Annotated in this window: 28 protein-coding genes and 1 pseudogene; 23 read left to right on the plus strand and 6 right to left on the minus strand. The window is 41.0% G+C overall.

Going from position 1 to position 23,343, the window contains the following annotated elements; translation table 11 throughout:
- The first annotated feature begins 49 nt into the window (after positions 1-49).
- Both ctaG and ACJ9PY_RS07640 read left to right on the plus strand, forming a co-directional pair.
- Positions 50-952: a cytochrome c oxidase assembly factor CtaG gene (gene ctaG, locus ACJ9PY_RS07635; RefSeq protein ID WP_411739734.1), complete on the plus strand. Its 903-nt coding sequence runs from the start codon at positions 50-52 to the stop codon at positions 950-952.
- A gap of 207 nt (positions 953-1,159) precedes the next feature.
- Positions 1,160-1,621, plus strand: coding sequence for a DUF420 domain-containing protein (locus tag ACJ9PY_RS07640; RefSeq protein ID WP_411739735.1), 462 nt, complete (start codon positions 1,160-1,162; stop codon positions 1,619-1,621).
- A gap of 110 nt (positions 1,622-1,731) precedes the next feature.
- Here the strand turns inward: ACJ9PY_RS07640 and ACJ9PY_RS07645 are convergent, their stop codons facing one another.
- Positions 1,732-2,094, minus strand: a complete 363-nt coding sequence (locus tag ACJ9PY_RS07645; RefSeq protein ID WP_034313973.1) for a YugN family protein — start codon at positions 2,092-2,094, stop codon at positions 1,732-1,734.
- Between the two features lie 345 nt (positions 2,095-2,439).
- Here ACJ9PY_RS07645 and ACJ9PY_RS07650 point away from each other — a divergent pair, with 345 nt between their 5' ends.
- The 6 genes and pseudogenes from ACJ9PY_RS07650 to ACJ9PY_RS07675 all read left to right on the plus strand — a co-directional run bounded on the left by ACJ9PY_RS07650 (position 2,440) and on the right by ACJ9PY_RS07675 (position 7,044).
- Positions 2,440-3,474, plus strand: a complete 1,035-nt coding sequence (locus tag ACJ9PY_RS07650; protein WP_411739736.1) for a CAP domain-containing protein — start codon at positions 2,440-2,442, stop codon at positions 3,472-3,474.
- Positions 3,475-3,753: 279 nt separating this feature from the next.
- A pseudogene (locus ACJ9PY_RS07655) lies at positions 3,754-4,988 on the plus strand (transposase).
- Positions 4,989-5,361: 373 nt separating this feature from the next.
- On the plus strand, positions 5,362-5,793 hold the full coding sequence (locus ACJ9PY_RS07660; protein WP_034313961.1) for a YlbD family protein: 432 nt from the start codon (positions 5,362-5,364) through the stop codon (positions 5,791-5,793).
- Between the two features lie 12 nt (positions 5,794-5,805).
- Positions 5,806-6,048: a YlbE-like family protein gene (locus ACJ9PY_RS07665; protein ID WP_034313959.1), complete on the plus strand. Its 243-nt coding sequence runs from the start codon at positions 5,806-5,808 to the stop codon at positions 6,046-6,048.
- A 60-nt stretch (positions 6,049-6,108) separates the two neighbouring features.
- Positions 6,109-6,534, plus strand: coding sequence for a hypothetical protein (locus tag ACJ9PY_RS07670; protein WP_057278458.1), 426 nt, complete (start codon positions 6,109-6,111; stop codon positions 6,532-6,534).
- A gap of 60 nt (positions 6,535-6,594) precedes the next feature.
- A complete protein-coding gene (locus tag ACJ9PY_RS07675; protein ID WP_057278483.1) occupies positions 6,595-7,044 on the plus strand; it encodes a YlbF family regulator in 450 nt (149 codons plus the stop codon).
- Positions 7,045-7,217: 173 nt separating this feature from the next.
- On the opposite strand, the gene ACJ9PY_RS07680 is transcribed toward ACJ9PY_RS07675, so the two are convergent.
- Positions 7,218-7,541: a hypothetical protein gene (locus ACJ9PY_RS07680; RefSeq protein ID WP_034313954.1), complete on the minus strand. Its 324-nt coding sequence runs from the start codon at positions 7,539-7,541 to the stop codon at positions 7,218-7,220.
- 138 nt (positions 7,542-7,679) lie between these two features.
- On the opposite strand from ACJ9PY_RS07680, the gene ACJ9PY_RS07685 reads away from it, so the two are divergent.
- Positions 7,680-7,955, plus strand: a complete 276-nt coding sequence (locus tag ACJ9PY_RS07685) for a YlbG family protein (RefSeq protein ID WP_048684554.1) — start codon at positions 7,680-7,682, stop codon at positions 7,953-7,955.
- A 54-nt stretch (positions 7,956-8,009) separates the two neighbouring features.
- Here the strand turns inward: ACJ9PY_RS07685 and ACJ9PY_RS07690 are convergent, their stop codons facing one another.
- The gene (locus ACJ9PY_RS07690) at positions 8,010-8,399 is read right to left on the minus strand and encodes a hypothetical protein (protein ID WP_063576924.1); all 390 of its coding nucleotides are present in this window, start codon (positions 8,397-8,399) and stop codon (positions 8,010-8,012) included.
- A 471-nt stretch (positions 8,400-8,870) separates the two neighbouring features.
- Between ACJ9PY_RS07690 and rsmD the strand changes: the two genes are divergently transcribed.
- On the plus strand, positions 8,871-9,446 hold the full coding sequence (gene rsmD, locus ACJ9PY_RS07695; protein WP_034313946.1) for a 16S rRNA (guanine(966)-N(2))-methyltransferase RsmD: 576 nt from the start codon (positions 8,871-8,873) through the stop codon (positions 9,444-9,446).
- Positions 9,447-9,938, plus strand: a complete 492-nt coding sequence (gene coaD / locus ACJ9PY_RS07700; RefSeq protein WP_034313942.1) for a pantetheine-phosphate adenylyltransferase — start codon at positions 9,447-9,449, stop codon at positions 9,936-9,938.
- A gap of 39 nt (positions 9,939-9,977) precedes the next feature.
- Here the strand turns inward: coaD and ylbJ are convergent, their stop codons facing one another.
- The gene (gene ylbJ / locus ACJ9PY_RS07705; RefSeq protein WP_411739737.1) at positions 9,978-11,195 is read right to left on the minus strand and encodes a sporulation integral membrane protein YlbJ; all 1,218 of its coding nucleotides are present in this window, start codon (positions 11,193-11,195) and stop codon (positions 9,978-9,980) included.
- A 269-nt stretch (positions 11,196-11,464) separates the two neighbouring features.
- On the opposite strand from ylbJ, the gene ACJ9PY_RS07710 reads away from it, so the two are divergent.
- Together ACJ9PY_RS07710 and ACJ9PY_RS07715 are read left to right on the plus strand one after the other, a co-directional pair.
- Entirely contained in the window at positions 11,465-12,262 is a 798-nt protein-coding gene (locus tag ACJ9PY_RS07710; RefSeq protein WP_034313939.1) for a patatin-like phospholipase family protein, read from the plus strand.
- Complete coding sequence (locus ACJ9PY_RS07715; protein WP_057278455.1) at positions 12,252-13,277, plus strand: SepM family pheromone-processing serine protease; 1,026 nt, start codon at positions 12,252-12,254, stop codon at positions 13,275-13,277. Before ACJ9PY_RS07710 ends, ACJ9PY_RS07715 begins: the two co-directional genes overlap by 11 nt.
- A gap of 92 nt (positions 13,278-13,369) precedes the next feature.
- Here the strand turns inward: ACJ9PY_RS07715 and ACJ9PY_RS07720 are convergent, their stop codons facing one another.
- Positions 13,370-14,575 (minus strand): nucleotidyltransferase, encoded by a 1,206-nt coding sequence (locus ACJ9PY_RS07720; RefSeq protein ID WP_411739738.1) that lies wholly within the window; start codon positions 14,573-14,575, stop codon positions 13,370-13,372.
- Between the two features lie 219 nt (positions 14,576-14,794).
- Here ACJ9PY_RS07720 and ACJ9PY_RS07725 point away from each other — a divergent pair, with 219 nt between their 5' ends.
- The 4 genes from ACJ9PY_RS07725 (at position 14,795) to ACJ9PY_RS07740 (ending at position 17,168) form a co-directional block, all read left to right on the plus strand.
- Positions 14,795-15,316: a YceD family protein gene (locus ACJ9PY_RS07725; protein ID WP_034313932.1), complete on the plus strand. Its 522-nt coding sequence runs from the start codon at positions 14,795-14,797 to the stop codon at positions 15,314-15,316.
- Between the two features lie 65 nt (positions 15,317-15,381).
- Positions 15,382-15,555, plus strand: a complete 174-nt coding sequence (gene rpmF, locus ACJ9PY_RS07730) for a 50S ribosomal protein L32 (RefSeq protein ID WP_034313929.1) — start codon at positions 15,382-15,384, stop codon at positions 15,553-15,555.
- Between the two features lie 70 nt (positions 15,556-15,625).
- Complete coding sequence (locus ACJ9PY_RS07735) at positions 15,626-16,468, plus strand: enoyl-CoA hydratase/isomerase family protein (RefSeq protein ID WP_328118700.1); 843 nt, start codon at positions 15,626-15,628, stop codon at positions 16,466-16,468.
- Positions 16,469-16,547: 79 nt separating this feature from the next.
- Positions 16,548-17,168 carry an RsfA family transcriptional regulator gene (locus ACJ9PY_RS07740; protein ID WP_034313926.1) on the plus strand — a complete coding sequence of 207 codons (621 nt, stop codon included), beginning with the start codon at positions 16,548-16,550 and terminating at the stop codon, positions 17,166-17,168.
- A 44-nt stretch (positions 17,169-17,212) separates the two neighbouring features.
- Here the strand turns inward: ACJ9PY_RS07740 and ACJ9PY_RS07745 are convergent, their stop codons facing one another.
- A complete protein-coding gene (locus tag ACJ9PY_RS07745) occupies positions 17,213-17,701 on the minus strand; it encodes an N-acetyltransferase (RefSeq protein ID WP_034313924.1) in 489 nt (162 codons plus the stop codon).
- A 472-nt stretch (positions 17,702-18,173) separates the two neighbouring features.
- Between ACJ9PY_RS07745 and ACJ9PY_RS07750 the strand changes: the two genes are divergently transcribed.
- The 6 genes from ACJ9PY_RS07750 to ftsL all read left to right on the plus strand — a co-directional run bounded on the left by ACJ9PY_RS07750 (position 18,174) and on the right by ftsL (position 23,341).
- The gene (locus ACJ9PY_RS07750; RefSeq protein WP_411739739.1) at positions 18,174-19,058 is read left to right on the plus strand and encodes a 2-dehydropantoate 2-reductase; all 885 of its coding nucleotides are present in this window, start codon (positions 18,174-18,176) and stop codon (positions 19,056-19,058) included.
- A 4-nt stretch (positions 19,059-19,062) separates the two neighbouring features.
- Positions 19,063-19,455, plus strand: a complete 393-nt coding sequence (locus ACJ9PY_RS07755) for a DUF3397 domain-containing protein (protein ID WP_034313918.1) — start codon at positions 19,063-19,065, stop codon at positions 19,453-19,455.
- 109 nt (positions 19,456-19,564) lie between these two features.
- Positions 19,565-21,193, plus strand: coding sequence for a bacillithiol biosynthesis cysteine-adding enzyme BshC (bshC, locus tag ACJ9PY_RS07760; RefSeq protein WP_411739740.1), 1,629 nt, complete (start codon positions 19,565-19,567; stop codon positions 21,191-21,193).
- A 342-nt stretch (positions 21,194-21,535) separates the two neighbouring features.
- Entirely contained in the window at positions 21,536-21,967 is a 432-nt protein-coding gene (gene mraZ / locus ACJ9PY_RS07765; RefSeq protein ID WP_034313914.1) for a division/cell wall cluster transcriptional repressor MraZ, read from the plus strand.
- 52 nt (positions 21,968-22,019) lie between these two features.
- Entirely contained in the window at positions 22,020-22,952 is a 933-nt protein-coding gene (rsmH, locus tag ACJ9PY_RS07770; RefSeq protein ID WP_034313911.1) for a 16S rRNA (cytosine(1402)-N(4))-methyltransferase RsmH, read from the plus strand.
- A 32-nt stretch (positions 22,953-22,984) separates the two neighbouring features.
- A complete protein-coding gene (gene ftsL / locus ACJ9PY_RS07775) occupies positions 22,985-23,341 on the plus strand; it encodes a cell division protein FtsL (RefSeq protein WP_063576915.1) in 357 nt (118 codons plus the stop codon).
- Positions 23,342-23,343: the final 2 nt, after the last annotated feature.

The following is a 23,343-nucleotide window of genomic DNA, read 5'->3' on the forward strand; positions in this document are numbered from 1 at the left end:
TTTAGGTATAATGGATAGTAAGAAAAAGTTCATGAACGAGGTGATTTTTTTGTCTATTGATATTTTTGGATTTCGCGCTTTGTGGAGTCCTTATTATTTTGCCGCCCTCGTACTTATTACCGTTGGCTATTTTTGGCTGGTGACAAAAAAAAGGGGGAAGTTTCCGGGCAGCTCACCGCTTTCCGTCAAACAGGCAACTTATTTTTTGATAGCCATGTTCCTTCTTTATGTGGTAAAAGGATCGCCGCTGGATTTATTGAGCCATATCATGTTCAGTGCCCACATGTTTCAAATGGCACTGCTCTATCTCGTGATTCCGCCATTATTTATCATTGCGATTCCAGATTGGCTTATGAGAACACTCATAAATTCAAGGGGAGTGAAGCCGTTATTTCAGTTTTTCACGAGACCTCTTATCGCCCTTTTATTATTTAACGTTCTTTTCTCGTTGTACCATATCCCGTTAGTATTCGACTTTATCAAAACGGGGATGTGGATTCATGCCGGATACACGGTCCTTTTATTTACGACCGCTGTTTTGATGTGGTTCCCGCTTGTCAATCAACTGCCCGAACGTGAAAGTCTATCAGGTGTGAAAAAAGTAGCTTATATATTCGGCAGTGGCATTCTAATGACCCCTGCCTGTGCTTTAATCATATTTGCTAATGATCCAATGTATGATACATTCACCAATGCGGAATCTTGGGCCAGTGCCATGGAACTTTGCGTTCCGGCTTCCGCACTATCCGGTTTAACGCTCAGTGGTCCGGAAATGTTCAATGGACTGCCATTGCTTGAGGATCAACAGCTTGGCGGGGTTCTGATGAAAGTGATTCAAGAAATCGTATTAGGCTATGTATTGGGTGTCATTTTCTTTGCTTGGTTCAAAAAGGAGAATGGCGGCCAAAAAGATATCGATCCTATACCTTCGGATTTTCAGACTGCAGAATAATTGTACGATAAAAGACTTGTCTTGGGGCGGACAAGTCTTTTATCTGACTTTACCTGATTTTCGAATTAAAGCAAATAGCCAGTAATTTGACTTGGGTATTCTATAAAAGTGAGCATTCTGTTAATAATCCTTGATTTTATTGAATTTTATGATTGCCTCTTATAAAATGGTAGTTGATTAATAAATATAGAGAGGACTACATTTCATATGTCTTTACCAATCCTTCCAACGATAAGTACAGCCTTCATTGTATTAAGTGCCATCACTGTTGCAATAGGCTGGTATCAAATTAAACAGCGCAAAATCGAGACACATAAAAAAACCATGATGGCAGCTGCGGTTTTTGCGGTGATCTTTTTCACTATATATCTTTCTCGGACGGTCTTCATTGGTAGTACGTCGTTTGGCGGACCCGATGACATAAAAATTTATTATACGATTTTTTTGATTTTCCATATAACGCTTGCAACAACTGGAGCTGTTTTGGGGATCATCATGCTTACCACTGGGTTTAAAGGTAAATTCACCATTCATAAAAAAATCGGGCCGGCGACAAGCATCATTTGGTTTTTCACTGGGATTACTGGAGTAGCTGTTTACATCCTGCTTTATGTGATTTATCATGGCGGCGAAACAACATCTTTAATAAAGGCGATCCTAGGATTTTAAAATGACAAAAAAGCCTGGTGCAAAAAAAGCATCAGGCTTTTGTATTGGATACAAAAAAGAGAGCATCAAACATGATTCTCTCTCTTTGTACCACTTTTCGCTGACGGCTTTTATAGGCCGTTGAATTGCGTAAGTTCTTCTTTGATTTGAGCGAGGATTTTTTCACTTTGTTTAACTAGTGATGCAGGAAAATCCTCCCCTTCACCATATTCAACTCCGTGTGGATAATAATGTTTTCCTAATAGAGGAACCATTAATTTGATGACGGCCCTGTGAGCGCCAACATCGCCCTCTGTAGCATAGCCAAGTATTCTCAGGTAAAACGTGCCTTCTTTTAATTCGAACTTACGATCGTAACTTACTCTTTCGTAATCCCATTGTTCTGCTCGTATTAAACCATATTGCGGCATTAGGTCATCTAATCGGTTTAAGTCGGCTGTGATGTTTTCGATTCCAAAGCTTTCAAATTTCACGAGTAGTACCTCCTATGTTTACTATTGAGAATTAAAATGACATACCGGGAAAATATTATGTACATGAATATATTAAAAATCTCCAAGTATGTTTATAATATACCATTTTATCCTATATTTTATAATAGTACGAAATGGTGGAAGTTGCAATGAACTCAACCATGGTATTTTAATCATTCACAAAAGTTCCATTTTTAAAATAAATTTAATGAAGGGGCAGTCTAACGTAAATTAGAAAAATATGATTGAACAGTGATATAATCAGGAAAGAAAGGTTTTTGCATTGGATACATAAATTAGATAGAGAGAGGGAGTGTTCCTCTGCGCAGTTTAGGTAAGGTGTTGGTGTTAATCATTATTTTTTTCGTAATCGGTATTTATCTTAATATCGGCGATGAAGATGAAGGGAACCCCCTTATTGATGGTAACAAAGGTGTTAACCCCAATGGACATATAAATGAAAGAAGCACTTCCTCTGAAAAGGAAGGGGTTACTGAAGTGACAGAAGGTCTGGCAGTAACGATCGGGAAAAATGTAAAAGAGATAGAAAGGGAATACGGTAAGCCGGATCGAATTGATTTGTCTGCCTATGGATATGAATGGTGGGTTTATAAAAAGGACTACAATAATTATTTCCAATTAGCCGTTGAAAATGAAAAAGTGGTATCTGCTTATGGAATCGGTGATGAGGTCAATGTCGCTCCTTTTAAAATTGGAGAATCGATTGATGCCATCTATTCCAGTTTATATGTGGAACCAACTGTTGATATTGAAGTTGGTCACAGTTCCTATCGTTTTGAATTGTCGGAGGAAGATATGAACATGAGGCCGTTAATTGATTTAGGGAATATTAATGTTCAGCTTTATTTGGATAAGTTCACTGGTACTGTTTCAAGCGTCCGATTCTTAAATGATTCCGCCCTATTGAAACAAAAGCCGTATGAGTTGACCTATCATGGTGAACTTGTGACAGTTAAGGACCTTTCAGATGAGGACATGGCGAAAGTGGAAGATGGAAATGAGCAGCAAATATTCGATATTACGAATATCATGCGCAGCAGATTTGATTTGAAGCCTTTAGAATGGGATGCCGCTACTGCGGAGGTTGCTTACCTTCATAGCCGGGAAATGAAGGACACCCCTGAAGGAACCCATGTTTCTGAAACAAAGGGGGATTTGGAAAATCGTCTTGATGCAGGTCATGTGAAATACAGGGCGGCAGGTGAAAATATAGCAGCCCATTATGTGGATGCAGCTGCTGTCATGGAAGGTTGGCTAAATAGCAAAGGACATCGGGATGCGATGCTGAACGAGGAATTTACAGGTCTGGGCGTCGGGGTATATAAAAATTATTACACCCAGAATTTCATAAAGAGATAAAATATGGCCCTTTGGGTCCGTTCAGAATGTAGACAAACTTGATAAAAATCGAGTTTGTCTATTTTTATGGCTTGTACAATTTGGACGTTGATTGGAACGTAGGGCACTCGCTTTCCGCGGTCGGTGAGCCTCCTCGGCTTTCGCCTGTGGGGTCTCCCCTAGACGCGCTTTTCCCGCAGGAGTCTCGTACCTTCCGCTCCAATCAACTTTGTCTTACCGTTTAGATAGAACACTTTTGCCTAGATTCATTTTTGTATTAAAATAGAAGTATTAATGAGGATGCTTTCTAAACATGATTCTATTCAGCGAGATCAACTTGAAATGATTACTTTAGATCAACTGGTGCCACCGAACCATTTGGTTCGTAAAATGGAGGCTTCCATTGACTTCACTTTCATTTATGACTTGATGAAAGATATGTATTTAGAGGTAGGACGCCCAAGTATTGATCCAGTTATTTTAGTTAAACTGACATTCATTCAATATACCTTTGGTATTCGTTCCATGCGTAAAACGATTGAAGAAGCGGAAACAAATATGGCTTACCGGTTCTTAGGCTGTGGTTTTCATGATAAAGCACCTCCTACTCCACGGTCGGGAAAAATTATGAGCGACGCTTTAAAGATACAGACCTGATTGAACAGATTTTCTATCGCATGTTAATGACAGCTGCTAATAAAAAGTTAATAAGTGCTGAACACGTTTTCGTGGATTCCACACATGTGAAAGCCAGTGCGAATAAACGGAAATTTGAAAAGAAAATCGTTCGTAAAGAAACACGAGCGTATCAAGGACGTCTTCAAGAAGAAGTCAATCAAGATCGTGAAAACCATGGAAAAATGCCTTTTCCACCAGATAAATTTGATAAAGAAGAGACCAAAGAGATTAAATTCCACGCGGCCGCAGACCGCAACGGTTTTGTATTGGGAATGATTGTAACACCTGGAAATACACATGTCAGTATTAGAGCCACTAGTTGGTGATTGAGAAAGTTGGAAAACCGGAAGCCGTTGCCGCAGATGCAGCTTATAAAACACCAGCGATTACAAGCTACCTATTTAACAAAAAAATCATACCCGCTTTACCTTATTCACGTCCTCGCACCAAAGAAGGATTTTTTTTCGCAAAAAGGACTATGTATACGATGAACATTTTGATTGTTACCTTTGCCCTTCGGGAGAGCTATTAAAGTATTCAACAACAAATAAAGAGGGCTATCGCGAGTATAAATCCCCAAAACACATCTGTGCAACATGCTCAATTTTATCTCGGTGTACAGAACCAAATACTGTCAAAAAGTGGTGACACGGCATATTTGGCAAACACATGTGGAAAAAGCAGATCATCTGCGTCATCATCAAGATGTAATACTATATATGCGAAGCGTAAAGAAACGATTGGTGTATTCGCAGATGCAAAAGAAAAGCATGGTATGCGTTGGACTACTTTAAGGGGACTTAAAAAAATTGTCGATGCAGGCGATGCTTACTTTCGCTGCCAATAATTTAAAGTAGATGGCCAATTGGACATGGCAAGGTCCAAAAATGGCCTAACATAGTGGGCTCGTAGAGCCCCAATCTCTGAACATTAGGGGTAAATTCAAAGGGGATTTCAAAAAGGGGTTCGGAATTTTTTAATTCCGAACCCCTTTTGTCTACAAACTGAACGGACCCGGTTTGGGTCCGTTTTCTTGTTGTGGCTCATATTTTAAAAGGTCCCAACCATTTGCATTCCCCTCGATGAGGATCGTTTGCCAATGGAGGTTTTTACATAACGAACTTGTATTCCGCAGTCACGCCCCTTTACATTAGTAAAGGAATTTATGCACTTTTTATCTCCCTTTAGCATATGGTGCAATAGGCGATGTCTAAGTGTGAGGTGAGAGTAATGGCAAAAAGAAAGCGGCCCTCCGTGGATGGATTTCGGGAGTTTGTAAAGGAACATCCTCATTTAGTGAATGAAGTGAGAAGCAAACAAGCAACATGGCAGGAACTTTTTGAAGAGTGGTATTTACTCGGAGAAGATCATCCACGCTGGCAGGCTGACGGCAGTGTGGGTGAGCCCAAAGAGAATACAGGATCTCAATCACCGCCGGTTGAAAAGGGAGACCAAAGCACTGAGTTGATCGGTTCGTTAATGAATGCCGTTAAAAACATGGATATGGGGCAGATTCAACAATATATTACGAATGCCAATCAGGCCATCGGTGCAATCCAAGGAGTGCTATCTGCTTTCCAAGGGAATAAATCAGGTGATACCAGTCCTCCCCCAAAAGAAAAAGAGCAGAGAGCTAACCCTTTTTTATTCACCAAAGATTAAGGAGGGTTTTTCATGCGCCAGAATATATATGAATTCATTCAAACAAACGAAGATATGCGAAATTATTTGAGGGTTCAGCCTGCATGGTACAAAAGATTAATGCGTAATCCACATGAAGTGGATGTGTTTGAAACCGAAGCTAAATATTATTTTGAGAAGTCGATTCCACATCGGGTCTCTAAATTTTCGGAAAGCGTTCAGGTTGCCTCAATGATGCTTCATATGTTTCAAGCAATGAATGCTCCAAGTGAATGAAGAAAGTAAGAGTAAATTACTCCTTTTGGCGAACAATAAAGGCAAAAGGGGGACGATGGAATGAGAAAGTTGATATTGGCTCTAACAGTGTTGATGGCAGCGACGGGTTGTGGCAAGAAAATACCTGAACCTGAAAACTCAGGAGTAGCCATACAAGGTGTTTCTACACTAGAAGCTGCCACCACTGTATCGAGCATCCAAAACTCAGATGAGGACTTTCGGGTAAAAACATTTGTAAAAGGCAACTCCGTCTATGTTGAGTGCTACTTGAAAAACTATGGTTTTTCTGAATCAAATCCTGAACAATTGGCAACTGTGTCCGTATTTATTGATAATCAAAAGAAAGTCGATATGAAAACGGCAGCATTTATCGTAAAGGATGTCCCGAATGGCATGCATAAAATAAAGCTGGAGATTTTGAACGGTGCAGGTGAAAAAACAGGGCTGCAAAAAGAGCTTGAGGTACATATCACTTCCTCGATTTAATCAAACCATTAGCATCTAAAAGGGAGAAATGGTAAAATGGTTGTGGAGGTGAGCTTGTTAATGCTTGCTACTATGGAAATCATCGACATTTTACATCAGGCTGATGGATTAGCTGAAATGATCCTTCATTCTGAAATAGGAGAAGAATATCTCCTTAGTTTATATAAATTACAAAACGACAAAGAGGCCCAGGGGATTATTTCTAAGTTTACTTCGCTCAAGGATCTATTTGAAGATGTTCAAAGGTTCGGTAAATATCACCCGGATTATAAACGCATCAATTTAGAAACGAGACAAGCTAAACGGGACATGGATATGCATCCTGCCGTTGCAAGGTTTAAGCGGGCGGAGACAGAATTGCAATCCGTTCTTGATGAAATAAGCGGAAGAATTGGCCGAGCGGTTTCTGAACAGGTAAAAACCCCGGCTGGGAATCCATTTTTTGTTTCATCCGGCGGATGTTCGACGGGAAGCTGCGGAACCGGGGGAAGTTGCGGGTGCTCTGCTTAGGGTAATGGCCAGATTGGAAGCATTCAGGGCCGGTATATAACATGCAGCCATCGAAATTCGACATTACTACGGAGTTCGGTGGCTGTGTCATGTTTGGAACCTCGCCGAGACATGGTCATGAACCGATGCATGAACTATCATCTTACATATTTCGGTTACGTGGCAAAAAGCGATTAACTGCGATATAAAATACAATCCGGACAAAGGTTGCCGCAGCAAAACATCTTTTTCTGCGGCACATAAAAACGATGCCGGAATACATATAAATGTTCTTCCTGCCGTACGAAAATGGTTTCACAATGAAGCTGCTTGCCACGCATTGAAAGGCTTGCGGCTTTTTTTATTAAGAGGGAAAGCTTACCATCATCATTTGGTGCCGGATGATAATGGATATATATAAAGGGGATTCCTGTGAACTTTTTTATCGATGCTTGGGTAATTTCATCATTATCTAATAGATGCACAATAAATTGATGCCAAATTTGGTTTAAATCCATCGTTTGTTTGGCTCCCTTCACAGTGTGTATATTCATAATAGTGAGAGAATTTTGTTTATAATCTTTTTTTCTTGGTTGAAAGTAAAGATTCTGCTATGCTACACTTAGTTAAAACCTTTATAAAAGGGAGTTATTGATATGCTTGGAGCGAGACAGGGAATCATCGTCTATTTACATACATTGAAACAAGCCAAAATGCTTAGGAAATTTGGAAATATCCATTATGTTTCAAAAAAGTTGAAATATGTCGTGCTTTATACGAATATGGATGAAGTGGAACCACTGGTGGAAAAACTGAATAATTATTCGTTCGTTAAAAAGGTGGACCTTTCTTACAAGCCTTTTTTGAAGGTGGAGTTCGAAAACTCCAAACCGGATAAAGCGAAAGAATATGATTATAAAATGGGAATTTGAAAAAAGCTGACTCATGCGGAGTCAGCTTTTTCATTTTCAGGGCAGCAACATTTTTCAGCCTAATGGCGGCAGATATCTATTCATTCGCAAAATGCCGATTAAGTGCTGGTAGTACAACTCGCTTTCTGCAAAGAGCACCGAAGGTTTCACTTCGATTTCAATAATTGGCCTATCCAGTTCCTCAGCCAAGTTCTCAAAAAGCTCATAGCGTTTGTTTTTGGTTGCATGTGGGTTAGGGATACCTTCACGGCAAATATAAAGCGGCTGGAATTTCCCGGGATCTGTGGGCTCCATGACGATGACCAATGACGTTACCTTTTTATCATTTATGGTAGTATGCATGGCCAATAGCCTTGCAACTCGATGTTTCTGATTGCGGCCTACTTCCAGCAACTCATATATATCGGAATATCCTTGTCCAATTTCAATAAAACGTTGAATCAATTAAACCTCTCCTAACTAACTTATTATTCATTACTTTATCATTATCCCTCATAAAAGAGAAGGACAACTTCATTGACGAATGATGACAAAGGGAATTGGGGATAAGTGGTTTATCAATGAAAAAAAGCCCTGCAAAAATATGCAGGGTCCTTCTATGTCTAACTAAGGACCAGAAGGCAAAGGGAGAGGAGAAACCGGAGGAAGAACTTATGGGGAAACGTAAGCCTTCTCCGCGGTTGGCAACAACACCTAAAAAGGAATGTTGTTATTCACATTATTGCCAAAAACCATTTTATTATTCAAGATGTAAAAGATTTATAAAAAGAATGGATATCTTCTATCCATGGTACGAAATGATATGTTCTTTTCATCATGGAAATGAAGGCAAATGGGTTTAAATATTGGCTAGCTTTTTCTAATATGTTAGGATAGGAAAGTAACAGAAATTTGTCATAAAATGTGGTGAGAATGATGAGGGTCGTATCCGGAATTTGCAAAGGAAGACCACTTAAGGCTGTACCGGGTACAGGAACCCGGCCGACTACTGATAAAGTCAAGGAATCCATTTTCAACATGATTGGTCCTTATTTCGAAGGAGGGCTGGTCCTCGACTTGTTTGCCGGAAGCGGTGGACTGGGAATTGAAGCGTTAAGCAGAGGCATGGATAAAGCCATATTTGTCGACCGGGATTTTAAAGCAAATCAAACGGTTAAGGCTAATTTGGAACTATGCAAGTTTTCAGACCGTGCAGAAGTTTATAAAAATGATTCAGAACGTGCATTAAAGGCTTTGGTGAAAAGGGAAATGACTTTTGAATTGATATTTCTTGATCCACCTTATAAGAAACAAAAGCTAGTCGAGATTCTTGAAGAAATACATAAATACCGATTGCTGAACGATATGGGATACATTGTTTGTGAGCATGGCCATGATGTTACTTTGCCAGAAAAAGTTGGTGACTTTACCGTTAAGAGAAAAGAAGTTTATGGCGTCATTGCCGTTACGATTTATCAATGGGGAAACGTACACGAACAGGGGGAACTATGAATGTCCAAAATAGCGATTTGTCCGGGGAGTTTTGATCCAATAACATTTGGTCATCTTGATATCATTCAAAGGGGAGCGAATGTTTTTGATGAGGTATATGTGGTCATCGTGAACAATTCAGCGAAAAATTCTCTTTTTACAGTGGAAGAGAGACTGGAACTGATTACTGAAGCGACTGCCCATATGCCGAATGTTAAAGTGGATTTCTATCAGGGATTGACGGTCGACTATGCTGAAAGCGTTTCCGCGAATGCCATCATCAGGGGATTGAGGGCGACTTCTGACTTTGAATATGAAATGCAGGGAACTTCGATGAACCGATTCCTTAACAATAAAATAGAGTCATTCTTTATCATGACGAAAAATCAATATTCTTTCTTGAGTTCAAGTATCGTGAAAGAGGTTGCGAAGTATGGCGGGGATATTTCTGAACTAGTGCCAAGTGTCGTCCAGAAAGCTCTGGCCAAAAAATACGAGGAACTGAAAGGATAGAAAAAAGAGCATTGCCAACGGGCAATGCTCTTTTTTGGTTTACGAAATGCCTTTGAATAGCCTTTTGGTAAATATGATGATGTATAGGATCAAAAACACGAGTGTTAGAATGGGACCTATATCAAGCATGCTTTGATATAGGGAATTCGCGTGTTCACCGGATCCGCTGACCGGGAATGCGTTTATCGGGCTGCCGCTGTACATTTTGCCTTTATAGAAAGGTTCCCAAAGCAGGATGGTGATAATGGATGCAAGAAGGCCATGTGCAATCCTGGCCAGAAAAAAGGGAGTGAAACGAATGTCCGTTGCGGCAATGATGCTGGCAACTTGCGCTTGGATGCTGAACCCGTTGAAAGCTAAGATGAAACTTGTCATCACGGTTTGCTGAAAGAGTGTCGCCTCTTCGACCGTGCTGGTTAATTTTGAACCTAGAGTCATTTCAAACATGCCTGATATGAAGGGAAGGCTTAAGGAGTCCGGGAAATTAAAAATATGTAGAATTCCTCCGACCCCAGATGCTAGCAATCCGGTGATGTTCATATGAAATAAAAGCTTGTTCACCACAGAAAAGAGAATGATGAACCCCCCGATCATCAATAGGGTTTGGATGGATGAGAGTACCGCATCTCCAAGTAAACTGCCAAATGGCCTTGTTTCTTTTATTCTGGTACGATGCATTTGACCAAAGGCTTGTCTTATGGAGGGGAGCTTGGTCATTACTTTTGCATGGGATTTTTCTTCTTTCCAACGGTAAAAACGCATGATGATGCCTACACAAATATTTCCTAGGTAGTGGGAAAGGGCAAGGATGATCCCTAAATGAGGGTTGTGGAAAAAACCAACGGCAACGGCAACGAATAGGAACAATGGATTGGATGAATTAGTAAAACAAACGAGTCTTTCAGCTTCAATGCGGGTCAATTGTTCTTCTTGACGAAGCCTTACAGTGAATTTCGCCCCGGCTGGAAACCCTGATGCAAGTCCCATCGCCCAAACGAAACCTCCCACTCCTGGTACACGGAATAGGGGACGCATAAATGGTTCGAGCATGACACCAATGAACCTGACAACCCCAAAACTGATTAATAACTCCGAGAAAATCAAGAAAGGCAGAAGTGAAGGGAAAACAATTGTCCACCAAATATTCAGTCCGCCTTTGGAAGCTTCAAAGGATTCTTGGGGGAAGATGATCAAGCCAACTGCCATCATCGTGACGGAGGTAGCTAACAGTACTGTTTTAGATTTTGATTTTAGCAAAATTCAGCCTCCTCTTGAAGGTTACTAAATAAGGGCAGTTCGTTTCGTATATAATAAAATATGAACTTCTTTTTCTCGAAAAGTAAGCGCATGATGGAATAAGGATTGTACCGACATGTAAAGAGGGATGATCCGCTCCATGGAATATATCTGCCATGCTTGTTTCACTGTCAATATAAATAATATGCTTCTATAAATCCGTTTAAGACCATAACTTTGAATGAGTGTTATTTCAATATTTTGCACTAGTTAAAGCGGGAGGGATATCTTTGTCGAAACCAAAAGTCGGGCTTGCACTTGGGTCAGGAGGAGCTAGGGGGTTTGCACATATTGGCGTGATAAAGGTATTGCAGCAAGAAGGCATTCCGATAGATATGATTGCTGGAAGCAGCATGGGAGCAATGGTTGCAGCCTTTTATGGAGCGGGGTCGGATATCGAGAGGCTGTATAAGTTGTCCCGTGCATTTAAGCGGAAGTATTATTTGGACTTCACCATACCTAAGATGGGCTTCATTTCGGGTAAGCGGACAAAGGATTTAATCAGGGTATTTACATATGGCAAGAAATTTGAAGAACTTGATATTCCTGTGGCGGTGGTAGCCACTGATATAAAAACGGGGGAAAAGGTCATTTTTCAGGAAGGTCCCATCGCACCGGCTGTAAGGGCAAGCATCTCCATTCCCGGGATTTTCATTCCCGAAAGAATCGGAAACAGACTGCTTGTTGATGGCGGCGTAGTTGACAGGGTTCCAGTTTCAGTTGTGAAGGATATGGGAGCAGACATCATAATTGGTGTGGATGTAGCTCACGTGAAACAGGATATGGAGATAAACTCCATATATGACGTCATCATGCAAAGCCTCGATATCCTGCAAATGGAGCTGGTTAAAAGCAGGGAGTTTGCTTCAGACGTCATGATACGCCCCAGGGTTGAGAAATACAGCTCGAAATCATTTACAAACGTACAGGAAATAATTAGTATTGGAGAAGAAGCAGCAAGAGGTAAGATTGATCAAATTAAGCAGAGCATTGTTACTTGGAAGGAGTCCTTTGAAGATGAGCCGTAAAACGTATGTACGCACTTTCCTGGTGGTGGCTATACTTCTCATAGCATCAGCCCTTTATTCCCTACCTTTTTATGTATCGAAACCAGGAATGGCTAAAGAATTGGAGCCAATCATTGAGGTATCCGGGGGAGATGAAGCAAAAGGAAGCTTTATGTTAACCACTGTAAGGATGGGCCGGGCAAATATATATTCCTACATGATGGCGAAGTGGAGCAAATATCAGGAGCTTTATCCGGAATCCTCCATCAGAAGCGAAGATGAAACAGATGAAGAATATAATATCAGGCAGCTCCACTTAATGGATGGTTCTAAAAATAATGCCATTAAGATCGCATATGAAAAAGCAGGGAAAGAAGTCGAATACGAGTACCTGGGTGTATATGTTTTGGACGTGCTAAAAGGAATGCCTGCAGCAAAAGAGCTGAAAGCGGGCGATCAAATCATTCAAGTTGATGATGTTAAATTCAAGTCTGCACAGGAATTCATGGATTATATTAACGAAAAGAAGGCCGGAGATGAAGTTAAAATCGTTTATAAGCGGGAAGAGACGGAGAAAACGGCCGTTCTTTCATTGCAGCCTTTTAAAAATGATCCAAATAGGGTAGGAATCGGCATTTCGCTGGATGACAATCGAAGAGTGAACACAAAACCGGCAATTGCCATAGATTCAGAACATATAGGCGGTCCTTCGGCTGGTTTAATGTTTTCGTTGGAAATTTATAATCAATTAACGAAAGGCGATCTTACAAGTGGATATGACATAGCGGGTACGGGCACGATGTCTGATGATGGGACAGTCGGTCCAATTGGCGGAATCCAACAGAAAATTGTTGCAGCCGATAAGTCTGGAGCCGAGATATTCTTTGCCCCGAATGAAAACGGAGCAGCGGGTTCGAATTATGAAGATGCACTCATTGCAGCAAAGGATATTGACACTGACATGAAGATCGTGCCGGTTGACAACTTTGAAGATGCAGTAGCCTATTTAACGAAGCTAAATGGAAAAGGAAAATGAAAAAAAGCGCAGGCAGTCATCTACTGTCTGCGCTTTTTTTCATGATTAGCTTTTTACACTTAAGGATGAAACGGCCAAGCTTGAATCCTTCTTCATTTGAAAATGATGGGAGATTCATATTCACGTTTCATCAATGCAGCTTGATGCGGCTCGGGCAAGCCCAGGGCATACACCTGTGCTGCTCGCAAGTCCGAATCGATGTCCTGCTTCCGATAGGACGAAAGTTTAGAGATGAGAGGGAGGGGCAAGCCTTTTTTTACAGAACGAAGATATTCTTGCCCCCGGCCATTCATGCCAAGAAGTCTGATATAGGCCGGTTGGTCATTATAAATTACCTGTTCCTTGAATGTATGCGTCAATATATGGACACACATCCGCTGCAGCCGTGTCCATGTGTAGCGTTTTGTCTTCAGCGCTGCCATGAATCCAGAAAAGCTCGAAGATTGTTTGGCCATCTCCTTCATTCGGTGCTCTATGCCTTCCTCAACTTCGTATATTCCTGCCAATTCGGTTAAAGAGGAAGAAAGGATACGGTATTTCAACATGGACCAATACATTTCCCAGTCATGCAAGGCATGGTAGCGCGTTAAATATTGCTCAAGGCCACTCATTGTCGCTTGAGGAATATAACTGGAAACAGAATGTAATTCCTGGTGTTCATGGATGGCTTTACGTATCCCCGTTGCGCTGGCAATAGGGTCTTTGGACAACTTTGTTTCATGGTACCCTGCAGCGACCCTTTGAATCGTATAAGGGCGAATGGAGTAGCCGTTTGAAAGGGCAGCACTTACATATTCTTTTCCAAGGATATTATTCGGCTTCGTCAAATCCAATGCCGCATCACCATGGATGATTGAACGATAAGCCTGGGCAGCACTTGACGGATAACTATTACCGGCATCCATGGCCGATTTGATTGCGGCATCGAATGCAGCGGAATTTTCCGAAAGGATTTTGTGGGCGATGATGAATGGTTCAATTTTGCCATCCTCGCTTCCGAAGCAAAAAGAGTCACAGCCTAGCGATTCCAAAAGAGCAATAGATCCTTTTGCAAATATTTCTGCCTTCTGTGTCGCGAAAGCATATGGCAGCTCAATGACAAGATCAATGCCGCCATTCAAGGCCATTTCGGCGCGTGTCCACTTGCTGACGATAGCTGGCTCGCCACGCTGTAAGAAGGGCCCGCTCATAACAGCGACAACGACATCTGCCCCTGTTTTTTCTCTACTTTCTCTTGCATGTAAAACATGTCCATTGTGAAAAGGGTTATATTCGACTACTAAACCGCAAGCTTTCATTCGTTCACCTCAGAGAAAAACTTTGTATTTTATCAACTTAGTGCTAAAATAGTATTTCAAGTAAAATTACTATAAGTAATCGTCTGGATTTTTTGTTAGAAATGATTCATAAAACTTAGACAATCAGTTAGGATGACTACATTATAGTGTAAAGAAAAAATATTGACAAACTTATAATTGAAAGCTATAATTATTTTTGTTGCCTTGAGGTGATTTCATTTGAAATGGACGATTAGTCAACTTCAAAAAATTCGGGACAAAGATTTACGGTTTGATGAACTGGTGGATGTCTTGGACATTAGAGAAAGAGACCCGCAAATTCGCGATGTTTCTCCGATCAGAGTAGAAGGAAGAGCTGATATCAGCTCGACCGAGATTACTTTTCACTTGCATCTTTCAGGTGAATTAACATTACCTTGCTCCCGTACACTGGTAGACGTTAAATATCCGATTGATATTGATACAAAGGAAACCTTTCTTTTAAAGGCAGATGGCACAGATTTCTACGGAGATGATGTCACTGTTGTGGAAGGCGACGTTGTAGACCTAATACCGGTAATTAAAGAAAATTTATTGCTAGAAATTCCGATGCAGGTTTTTTGTGAGGATGTCGATTCGAATGAAGCTGCTCCTCAATCTGGGAAAGACTGGGCTGTTATTTCCGAAGAGGAAAATGAGCATAAGGTTGATCCGAGATTTGCAAAGCTTGCCGACTTTTTTGACAACAATAAAGAATCTTGATTGGAACGAAAAATCGTTAATCCGATTTTTCCAGCTTTTTTATATTTTTTAAGGAGGTGGGAATAATGGCTGTACCTTTTAGAAGAACGTCGAAAACTGTAAAAAGAAAACGTCGTACACACTTCAAGCTTCAAGTACCTGGTATGGTAGAATGCCCGAGCTGTGGTGGAATGACTCTTTCACATCACGTTTGTAAAGAATGTGGAACATATAAAGGAAAAGAAGTTGTCGCAAAATAATTTCTTGACCTACTTGAGAGCTTAGCTCTCTTGATGCAACACGCTAATCAAAGCGCAGGGATTTTTCTCTGTGCTTTTTTTACAAATTTATTTGGCAGAATATTTTGAATCATTCGCGTTTGCCGATGATTTTGGAGAAGGTGTTTACATGGATCAGGTGATTGAAGTTGAAAAGGGTAAACGCGGTTTCATGAAGCTCCTATTTAATAGACCGGAGAAAAGGAATGCCGTGAATTATCAGCTGATGGACGAACTTGAGTCGATATTATCGGAAGCTGCATGCGATGATGAAGTTAAGTTGCTGGTCCTGACCGGGGCGGGCTCTGAGGCGTTCTGTTCAGGCGGGGATCTAAGGGAATTTCAGGATTTGCATACAGAAGAAGAGGCCTTTGCTATGTTATCGAAAATGGGTGAAATTCTGTATAAACTAGCAGTTTTCCCAAAACCGACAATAGCGCTAATCAATGGAAGTGCTTTCGGCGGCGGATGCGAAATAGCGACAGCTTGTGATTTCAGGTTAGCAAAGAGGGAAGCTAGGCTAGGGTTTGTACAAGGTACTCTAGGAATAACGACTGGCTGGGGCGGAGCTTCGCTTTTACTTGAAAAAATACCAGAGCAAAAAGCGCTAAAGCTATTATTGGATGCAAAAGTACATAAAGCTGAGGAAGCGAAGGAACTTGGTTTCGTAGATGAGATAGTCGGAGAAGGTACGGATGGATGGGAATGGTTTGCGGAAGATTTTCTTCGCCATGAGACAGGGGTATTGATGGCCTATAAACGATTGCTGGTACATAAATGGCAGGATAGCGGGCTTAAAGGAAGAATGGATGCGGAAATCCGGGAATGTTCCAAACTGTGGGCGAGTGATGAGCATCATGCTGCAGTCGAGCGTTTTCTAAATAAGAAAAAATAAATATTACACGCTCTATATATCTTCTATCTTTCCTAGCATGTGCATATTATGAATTAAAACTTGCTAAGGAGGTAGAGAGATGACGATTGCGAGACAAGATGCATGGACTCATGATGAGGATCTGTTGTTGGCTGAAGTGGTACTGAGGCATATACGGGAAGGCAGTACACAATTAAAGGCGTTTGAAGAAGTGGGGAAACAGTTATCGAGGACATCTGCTGCTTGTGGGTTCCGTTGGAATTCATTTGTTAGGAAGCAATATAAATCAGGGATAGAGCTGGCGAAAAAACAAAGGAAAGAACAGGTAGTCAATAATCCTGAAGTGGAAAGGGATTCGATAGCAACGGTCGAAAATGTCACGATTGAAGAAATAACGCCCGAGCATGAAGATAAAGAATCTATTACCCTTCAGGAAGTTATATTATATTTAACCAAAATGGATGAATTCTTTCAGCTTGATAATAAGGAAAAAGAACGGATTTCTGAGCGTTCCCTATTTCTTGAACGGGAAAATGTCCGATTACTGGAAGAGAATGTCCTGCTTAAGGAAAACCTGAAAGCTGTTGAGGAAGATTATCGTGCGTTAATGCAGATCATGGAGCGCGCAAGAAAACTTAGTGTCCAGGAGGACGAAAAGGCGAATCCGAAGGTGAGTTTCCAAATGGATAAGAATGGTAATTTGGAAAGGGTCAATAAATAAAAAATGCGGGTGGGAAAATCCGCCCGCATTTTCTTGATGCTTCCTTATTCTTGTGTATCTATTTCTTTCTTATCTTGTACGTCAAATGGGCTCCAAATCAGAGGGTTTTCTCCGAGGTCCCTGTCCAAATCATAGGAAACAGCAGAAAAACCCATCTTTTTCCAAAAGTCTTGTGAATGGACTCTTGGGTTAGTTTTGATAGGCATGTTCAGGCTTTTGGCGAATTCGACCAAAGCTCTTCCATACCCTTTTTTCTGATAGTTAGGCAGGACTTCAAGTTTCCAAAGAACAAGGAAATCCCTGGAATTGTCAAAATACTGGTCGAATTTAGCGCTTCTTTTATAAAGGCTCATTCGAGCTACAAGTTTATCGCCATAAAAGATTCCGTAAAAAGGTGATTGGCTGTCATTTTCAATGATGTTACCTTCTAAATCATCTAGCATGGACAGTTCCTGTATCCCGTATTCTTTGAATTTTTTGAATTCCTCAAGCGTTTTAAAATTTACAAGTAATCGTTCAACCTTGTATTCCATAAAAAAGCTCCCCCTTAATTCTGATAAACCTCTTCCGATAGTACCCTTTGAAAGTCATCCCACTGATCTTTGCCGTGTGGAATTTCAACTTAGGTTAAATCTAGTATGACATCATCGACTTATCCTAGCTTACTAAATGCTTATAGCCTTTTATTCCCCGCCCTTTTCCCTTCAATTTCTTTTGGGGTGAGTTTGGAGTTATCTTTTGTTTCTGTAAAGTCTTCAAAATGGCTAAGCTTTTCGTATCTAATATACCATTAAATTAACACTTAAAGAAGAAAATATTATATCTTCAATGGCGTATTAATCATTCTTTCCATTGGTATTTTATGACGAGCCATCGTTAATGGCAGTTCCGTCGTTTCATTCAATCGGAATGGCTGTGTTTTCCAACGATGGGAAAATTCGTGCAGGCTAAAAAAGATAATGTGATAAAATAGTAAATATATTTCAAAAAGTAAGGAAGGTTATCATGAGAATTGGAATCATTGGCGGAGGGGCCATAGGGCTGCTGTTTGCGTCCCGTTTAAGTGAAAAGCATAATGTGACTCTCTATACCCATACTGCGGATCAGGCGTCCATCATCCAACGTGATGGAATCCGTCTTATTGCGGATGGTGAAAGCCGACTGCAGACGGGCATCATGTCCAAGGGGCTGGATGAAGGGATATCGGATGTGGATCTTCTTATAGTGGCCGTCAAGCAATATCACCTGCCGCAAATACTGCCTAGGATCAAAGATTTTCAGGTTCCATTGCTATTCTTGCAGAATGGCTATGGGCATATTTCTTATTTAAAGCAGCTTCAATCCCCGACCATATATGTGGGGGTAGTGGAGCATGGAGCAATGAAACATGATGGGAATACCGTGGAGCATACGGGACTGGGCATGACAAGAATCGCTTCCTTTAGCGGGGAACTTGAGCAACTATCGCTAGTGAATGAAAGGATCGATCATTTTCCTTTTACGAAGAGTGAAGATTTTCACTCGATGCTGATGGATAAGCTTGTCGTCAATGCGGTGATAAATCCATTAACGGCGATACTTGGTGTGGAAAATGGCGGTTTAATCACTAACTCTTTTTACTACCAATTATTTCAAGAGCTTTTTGAAGAAATCTCCGGTATTTTGGAAGTTCAAAATAAGGATGAGTCATTTGAACATGTTAAAGCCGTTTGCATCGCAACTGCGGAAAATCGATCTTCCATGCTAAAAGATTTAGAAAATGGCCGTAAAACGGAAATTGATGCCATTTTGGGTCATATCCTCTCGGAGGCAAAGAGTAAAGGGAAAAGTGATTGCCTGACGTCTTCTCTATATAAGATGGTCAAAGGAAAAGAGTCTCAGGGGGGATGAGGATGTGCCGTACGTAGTTTCAAGCCTTGCCGCGATATTTATTACCTTGCCTTTCGTAGGGTATATACTTTTTTTTATAGGTGCCAAACAATTCACTGGAAACCATCGGCGCTCCGTTCAATTTGCAATGGACATGAGTACGCTGCTGTTCGTATTGTCCGTCCATTATTTGATCATTACGATCTGGGATATGCAAATTATTTGGGTGATCATGCTCATCATGCTCATCAACGCATTCGTGGTGGTTCTTGTCCATTACAAGGTAAAAGAAGAAATCATTTTCCATAAGGTATTAAAGGGTTTTTGGAGAGTGAACTTCGCCTTTTTTTTCGTGGCTTACCTTCTATTGTTTTCCATTGGAATAATTACAAGTATCACGAAGATATTGACTACATAACATAGAACATCGCATCAATTTTCTGCTGCTGGGCAACTTCTTTTGTTTTCTTAAACCGGAATGTTATACTCTAAAAAGAATTGTAGTTGCAGAGAAAGGGAGAACAGAAATGGAGATGAAAGATCTCGCGTTACCATCTTTAAACCGTTTTGCATCGGACTATTTACAAAACCGTCTTGAAACGGAGGATTATTTTCACTATGACTTGTCTAAGCCTGACATTTATCACAATAGATATGAAGAATTGATGAACCGCTCTTTTTCACGTGATGAATTGTCGGATTACATACAACAATACATGTCTCGTCTTTCATTCAGTGAGGAAGTTAAGGGTAATATTGGAAGGCTGCGCAGGGATGATTCCGTTGTTGTGATTGGAGGACAGCAGGCTGGGTTATTATCAGGGCCGCTGTATACCATTCATAAAGTGATATCGATCATTAAGCTTGCGGAAGAACAGGAAAAAAAACTGGGGCAGCCAGTCATTCCGGTTTTTTGGATAGCTGGAGAAGATCATGATTTGGCTGAGGTCAATCATGTTTATGTTATGAAAAACGGAAAACCCGATAAAAAAACCTATCCTTCCTACCAGCCATATAAAACAATGGTTTCTGATGTGGAGCTGGAAACGGAAAAGGCAGAGAAGTGGCTTGAGGAAATCATTGAAACTTATGGAGAAACGGAATTTACGAACAAACTCCTGATTGATATGAAGGAAACCATTAAGAGATCGAATACCTTCGTCGATTTCTTCGCCGAGCTGATTCATGAATGGTTCAAAGAATATGGCCTTTTACTAGTCGATGCCGGAGATCCGGATTTAAGGCGAATTGAGAAGGCATACTTTGAATCGATGGTCAATGAAAGTGGACGGATTGCTGAAGTGGTCGAGGAACAGCAATCATTCATGCATGCGAAAGGGTATGCAAAAATGATTGAAATGGATAAACGCGCCGCTAATTTATTTTATTATGATCCAGAAAAAAAAGATCGATGTTTACTCGAACGTGTAGAAGGCGGTTTCAGCGGAAAAAACGGTGAGGTATCATTTACCGGGGAAGAACTCCTGCAGATAGCCAGAAATCATCCAGAACGATTAAGCAACAATGTCATTACACGCCCGCTCATGCAGGAAATGCTTTTCCCTGTATTGGCATTCGTTTCTGGGCCAGGTGAAATAGCCTATTGGGCAGAATTAAAAAAAGTGTTTGAGTTGTTTTCCATGAAGATGCCGCCAATCATTCCTAGGTTGAATATCACGCTGGTGGAGCGGAGTATCCAAAGCGACCTTGAAGAAATGGAACTCAGTTTGGAAACTGTTCTGACTGAAGGAACCGCTAATGCTGTGGAAAGTTACCTTGATTCCGTTAAAGATGAAACGATTGACACCCTGTTCGGGACGCTGAAATCACAGCTTGAAGAGAACCATGAAAAGCTTTTTGTCCACGCTGTCTCTTTGGATAGGGGGCTCGAGCCGATGTTGAACAAGAACATTGAATTCATTCAAAAGCAATTGAATTTCATGTATGGCAAAATCGGTGACCGTACAAAGGAACGACATTCGGTCATCTTGAAAAAATATGATCGGGTAGCAAATTCGCTGTACCCTCTCGAATCACCCCAGGAGAGGATTTGGAATGTGTTTTATTACTTGAATCAATATGGGCCAGAGCTCGTAAGGGATATGATGAAACTGGACTATCGCTTCAATAATCAGCATAAATTGATTTTCATTTAGAAAAACCATCCGTTTTGGGGGAAAGTGGCGGGTAGATCATTTTGAATACGGTTGCCACAAACCAATCCTGATGGAGGGATTGAAATGTGAAAAAAGACAGGTGCTAAAGCCTGTCTTTTTTTCTGTCTCCTGAGTACTTGTCAGGCGGGGCTTCGACAGTAATGGTGGGCCTGCGTCTTAGTTTGAGTGCATTCGAGGGAAATGCACGTTTCTTTGAATAATTTGGCTAAATAAACTTAATAAGAAAAGAAGGTAATTTTTACTTGGAAGGAGAAAGTAAAAACAAGTGGAGAAAGGTGGGGGAATGTGGTACATTGAGATTAGAATGTGGGGGTAGTGGGTATGTTCATGGGAGAGTACCATCATAACATCGATATAAAGGGCCGTTTGATAGTCCCGGTGAAATTCAGGGAAAATCTCGGGGAGCAATTTGTCCTTACCCGCGGACTCGATCAATGTTTATTTGGTTACCCTATGGAAGAGTGGAAGCTGCTAGAAGAAAAGCTGAAAGCCCTGCCTTTAACAAAAAAAGATGCCCGAGCCTTTACCCGTTTTTTCTTTTCTGCAGCTACAGAATGCGAAATTGATAAACAAGGGCGAATTAATATCCCCACGCCGCTTACTTCATATGGCCAATTGGAAAAAGAATGTGTAATTCTTGGTGTTACCAATCGTATTGAGATTTGGAGCAAATCCCTTTGGGAAAACTATTTTTCAGCTTCGGAGGATTCTTTCGCTGAGATAGCAGAAAATATGATTGGCTTTGATATTTAAGGCTGCCCTCAGAAATAGAGTCACTCAATAACCGATTGGAAGGATGTCTAGCATGTTTCAACATACAACAGTGTTATTAAAAGAGACGGTTGATGGATTGAACATCAAACCTGATGGAATTTATGTGGATTGTACTTTAGGAGGAGCCGGTCACAGCGAATACTTACTTTCACAGCTCTCTGACAAGGGCAGGCTTTATGCTTTTGATCAGGACGAAACGGCGATTCGGAATGCTAAGGAAAAATTGGAAAGCTATGGCGAACGTATTGTCCTTGTTCCTAATAATTTTAAATACTTAAAAGAAGAGTTGAATGCCCGGGGAATCGAGAAAGTGGACGGGATCCTTTATGATTTAGGTGTGTCATCCCCGCAATTGGATACACCGGAGCGTGGTTTCAGCTATAACCATGATGCACCATTGGATATGAGGATGGACCAAAGTGCAGCCATTTCTGCCTATGATGTCGTGAATACTTGGTCATTCCATGATTTACTGAGAATTTTCTTCCAATATGGAGAAGAAAAGTTTTCGAAACAAATTGCCAGGAAAATTGAAGCGGCACGTGAAATAAAACCGATTGAAACGACGTTCGAACTTGTGGAATTAATTAAGGATGGGATACCGGCCCCGGCAAGACGTAAAGGCGGACACCCTGCGAAACGAGTGTTCCAAGCAATAAGGATCGCTGTGAATGACGAACTTGGTGTCTTTGAAGACTCCCTGGAGCAGGCCATTTCGCTTTTGGATAAAGAGGGAAGAATATCTGTCATTACATTCCATTCGCTCGAAGATAGAATTTGTAAAACAGTATTTAAAAAGGCCAGTAGCATGCCGGATCTTCCGCCTGGACTTCCAGTTATCCCGGATGAATTCAAGCCAACTATGAAAATAATTACGAGAAAACCGATTTTACCTTCAGAAGAAGAATTGGAAGGGAATAATCGTTCCCGGTCGGCTAAGCTAAGAATCGCCGAAAAGCAATGATTACAGAAAAAAATCAGTGAGGGGGAACATGAATGAGTTCCATAGCCAAAAAAGTACAAGAACAGCAATATGAAGACCAACAGCAGCAACAGGCACAGCAAACAGTGGTCATCCGTAAAGCGAAGATATCCATTGGTGAAGTTTTCTTACTCTGTGCCCTTGCTATCATGGTTACCTTCATGGGAGTGAAAATAGTCTCTAATCAAGCGGCCATCTATGAAACGAATAAAGAGATCCAGCTAGTGGAAACGTCGATTGAAGAACAGGGTAAAGTGAATGATGATTTGAAAGTGCAGGTTGCTGAACTTAGTACATACGAGAGAATTTGGAAAAAAGCTGCAGCGCTAGGGTTCAAGTTAAATGAGAATAATGTGAAGGGTGTGCAGTGATA

This window comes from Peribacillus sp. S4, assembly GCF_046715815.1.
Classification (GTDB): domain Bacteria; phylum Bacillota; class Bacilli; order Bacillales; family DSM-1321; genus Peribacillus; species Peribacillus frigoritolerans.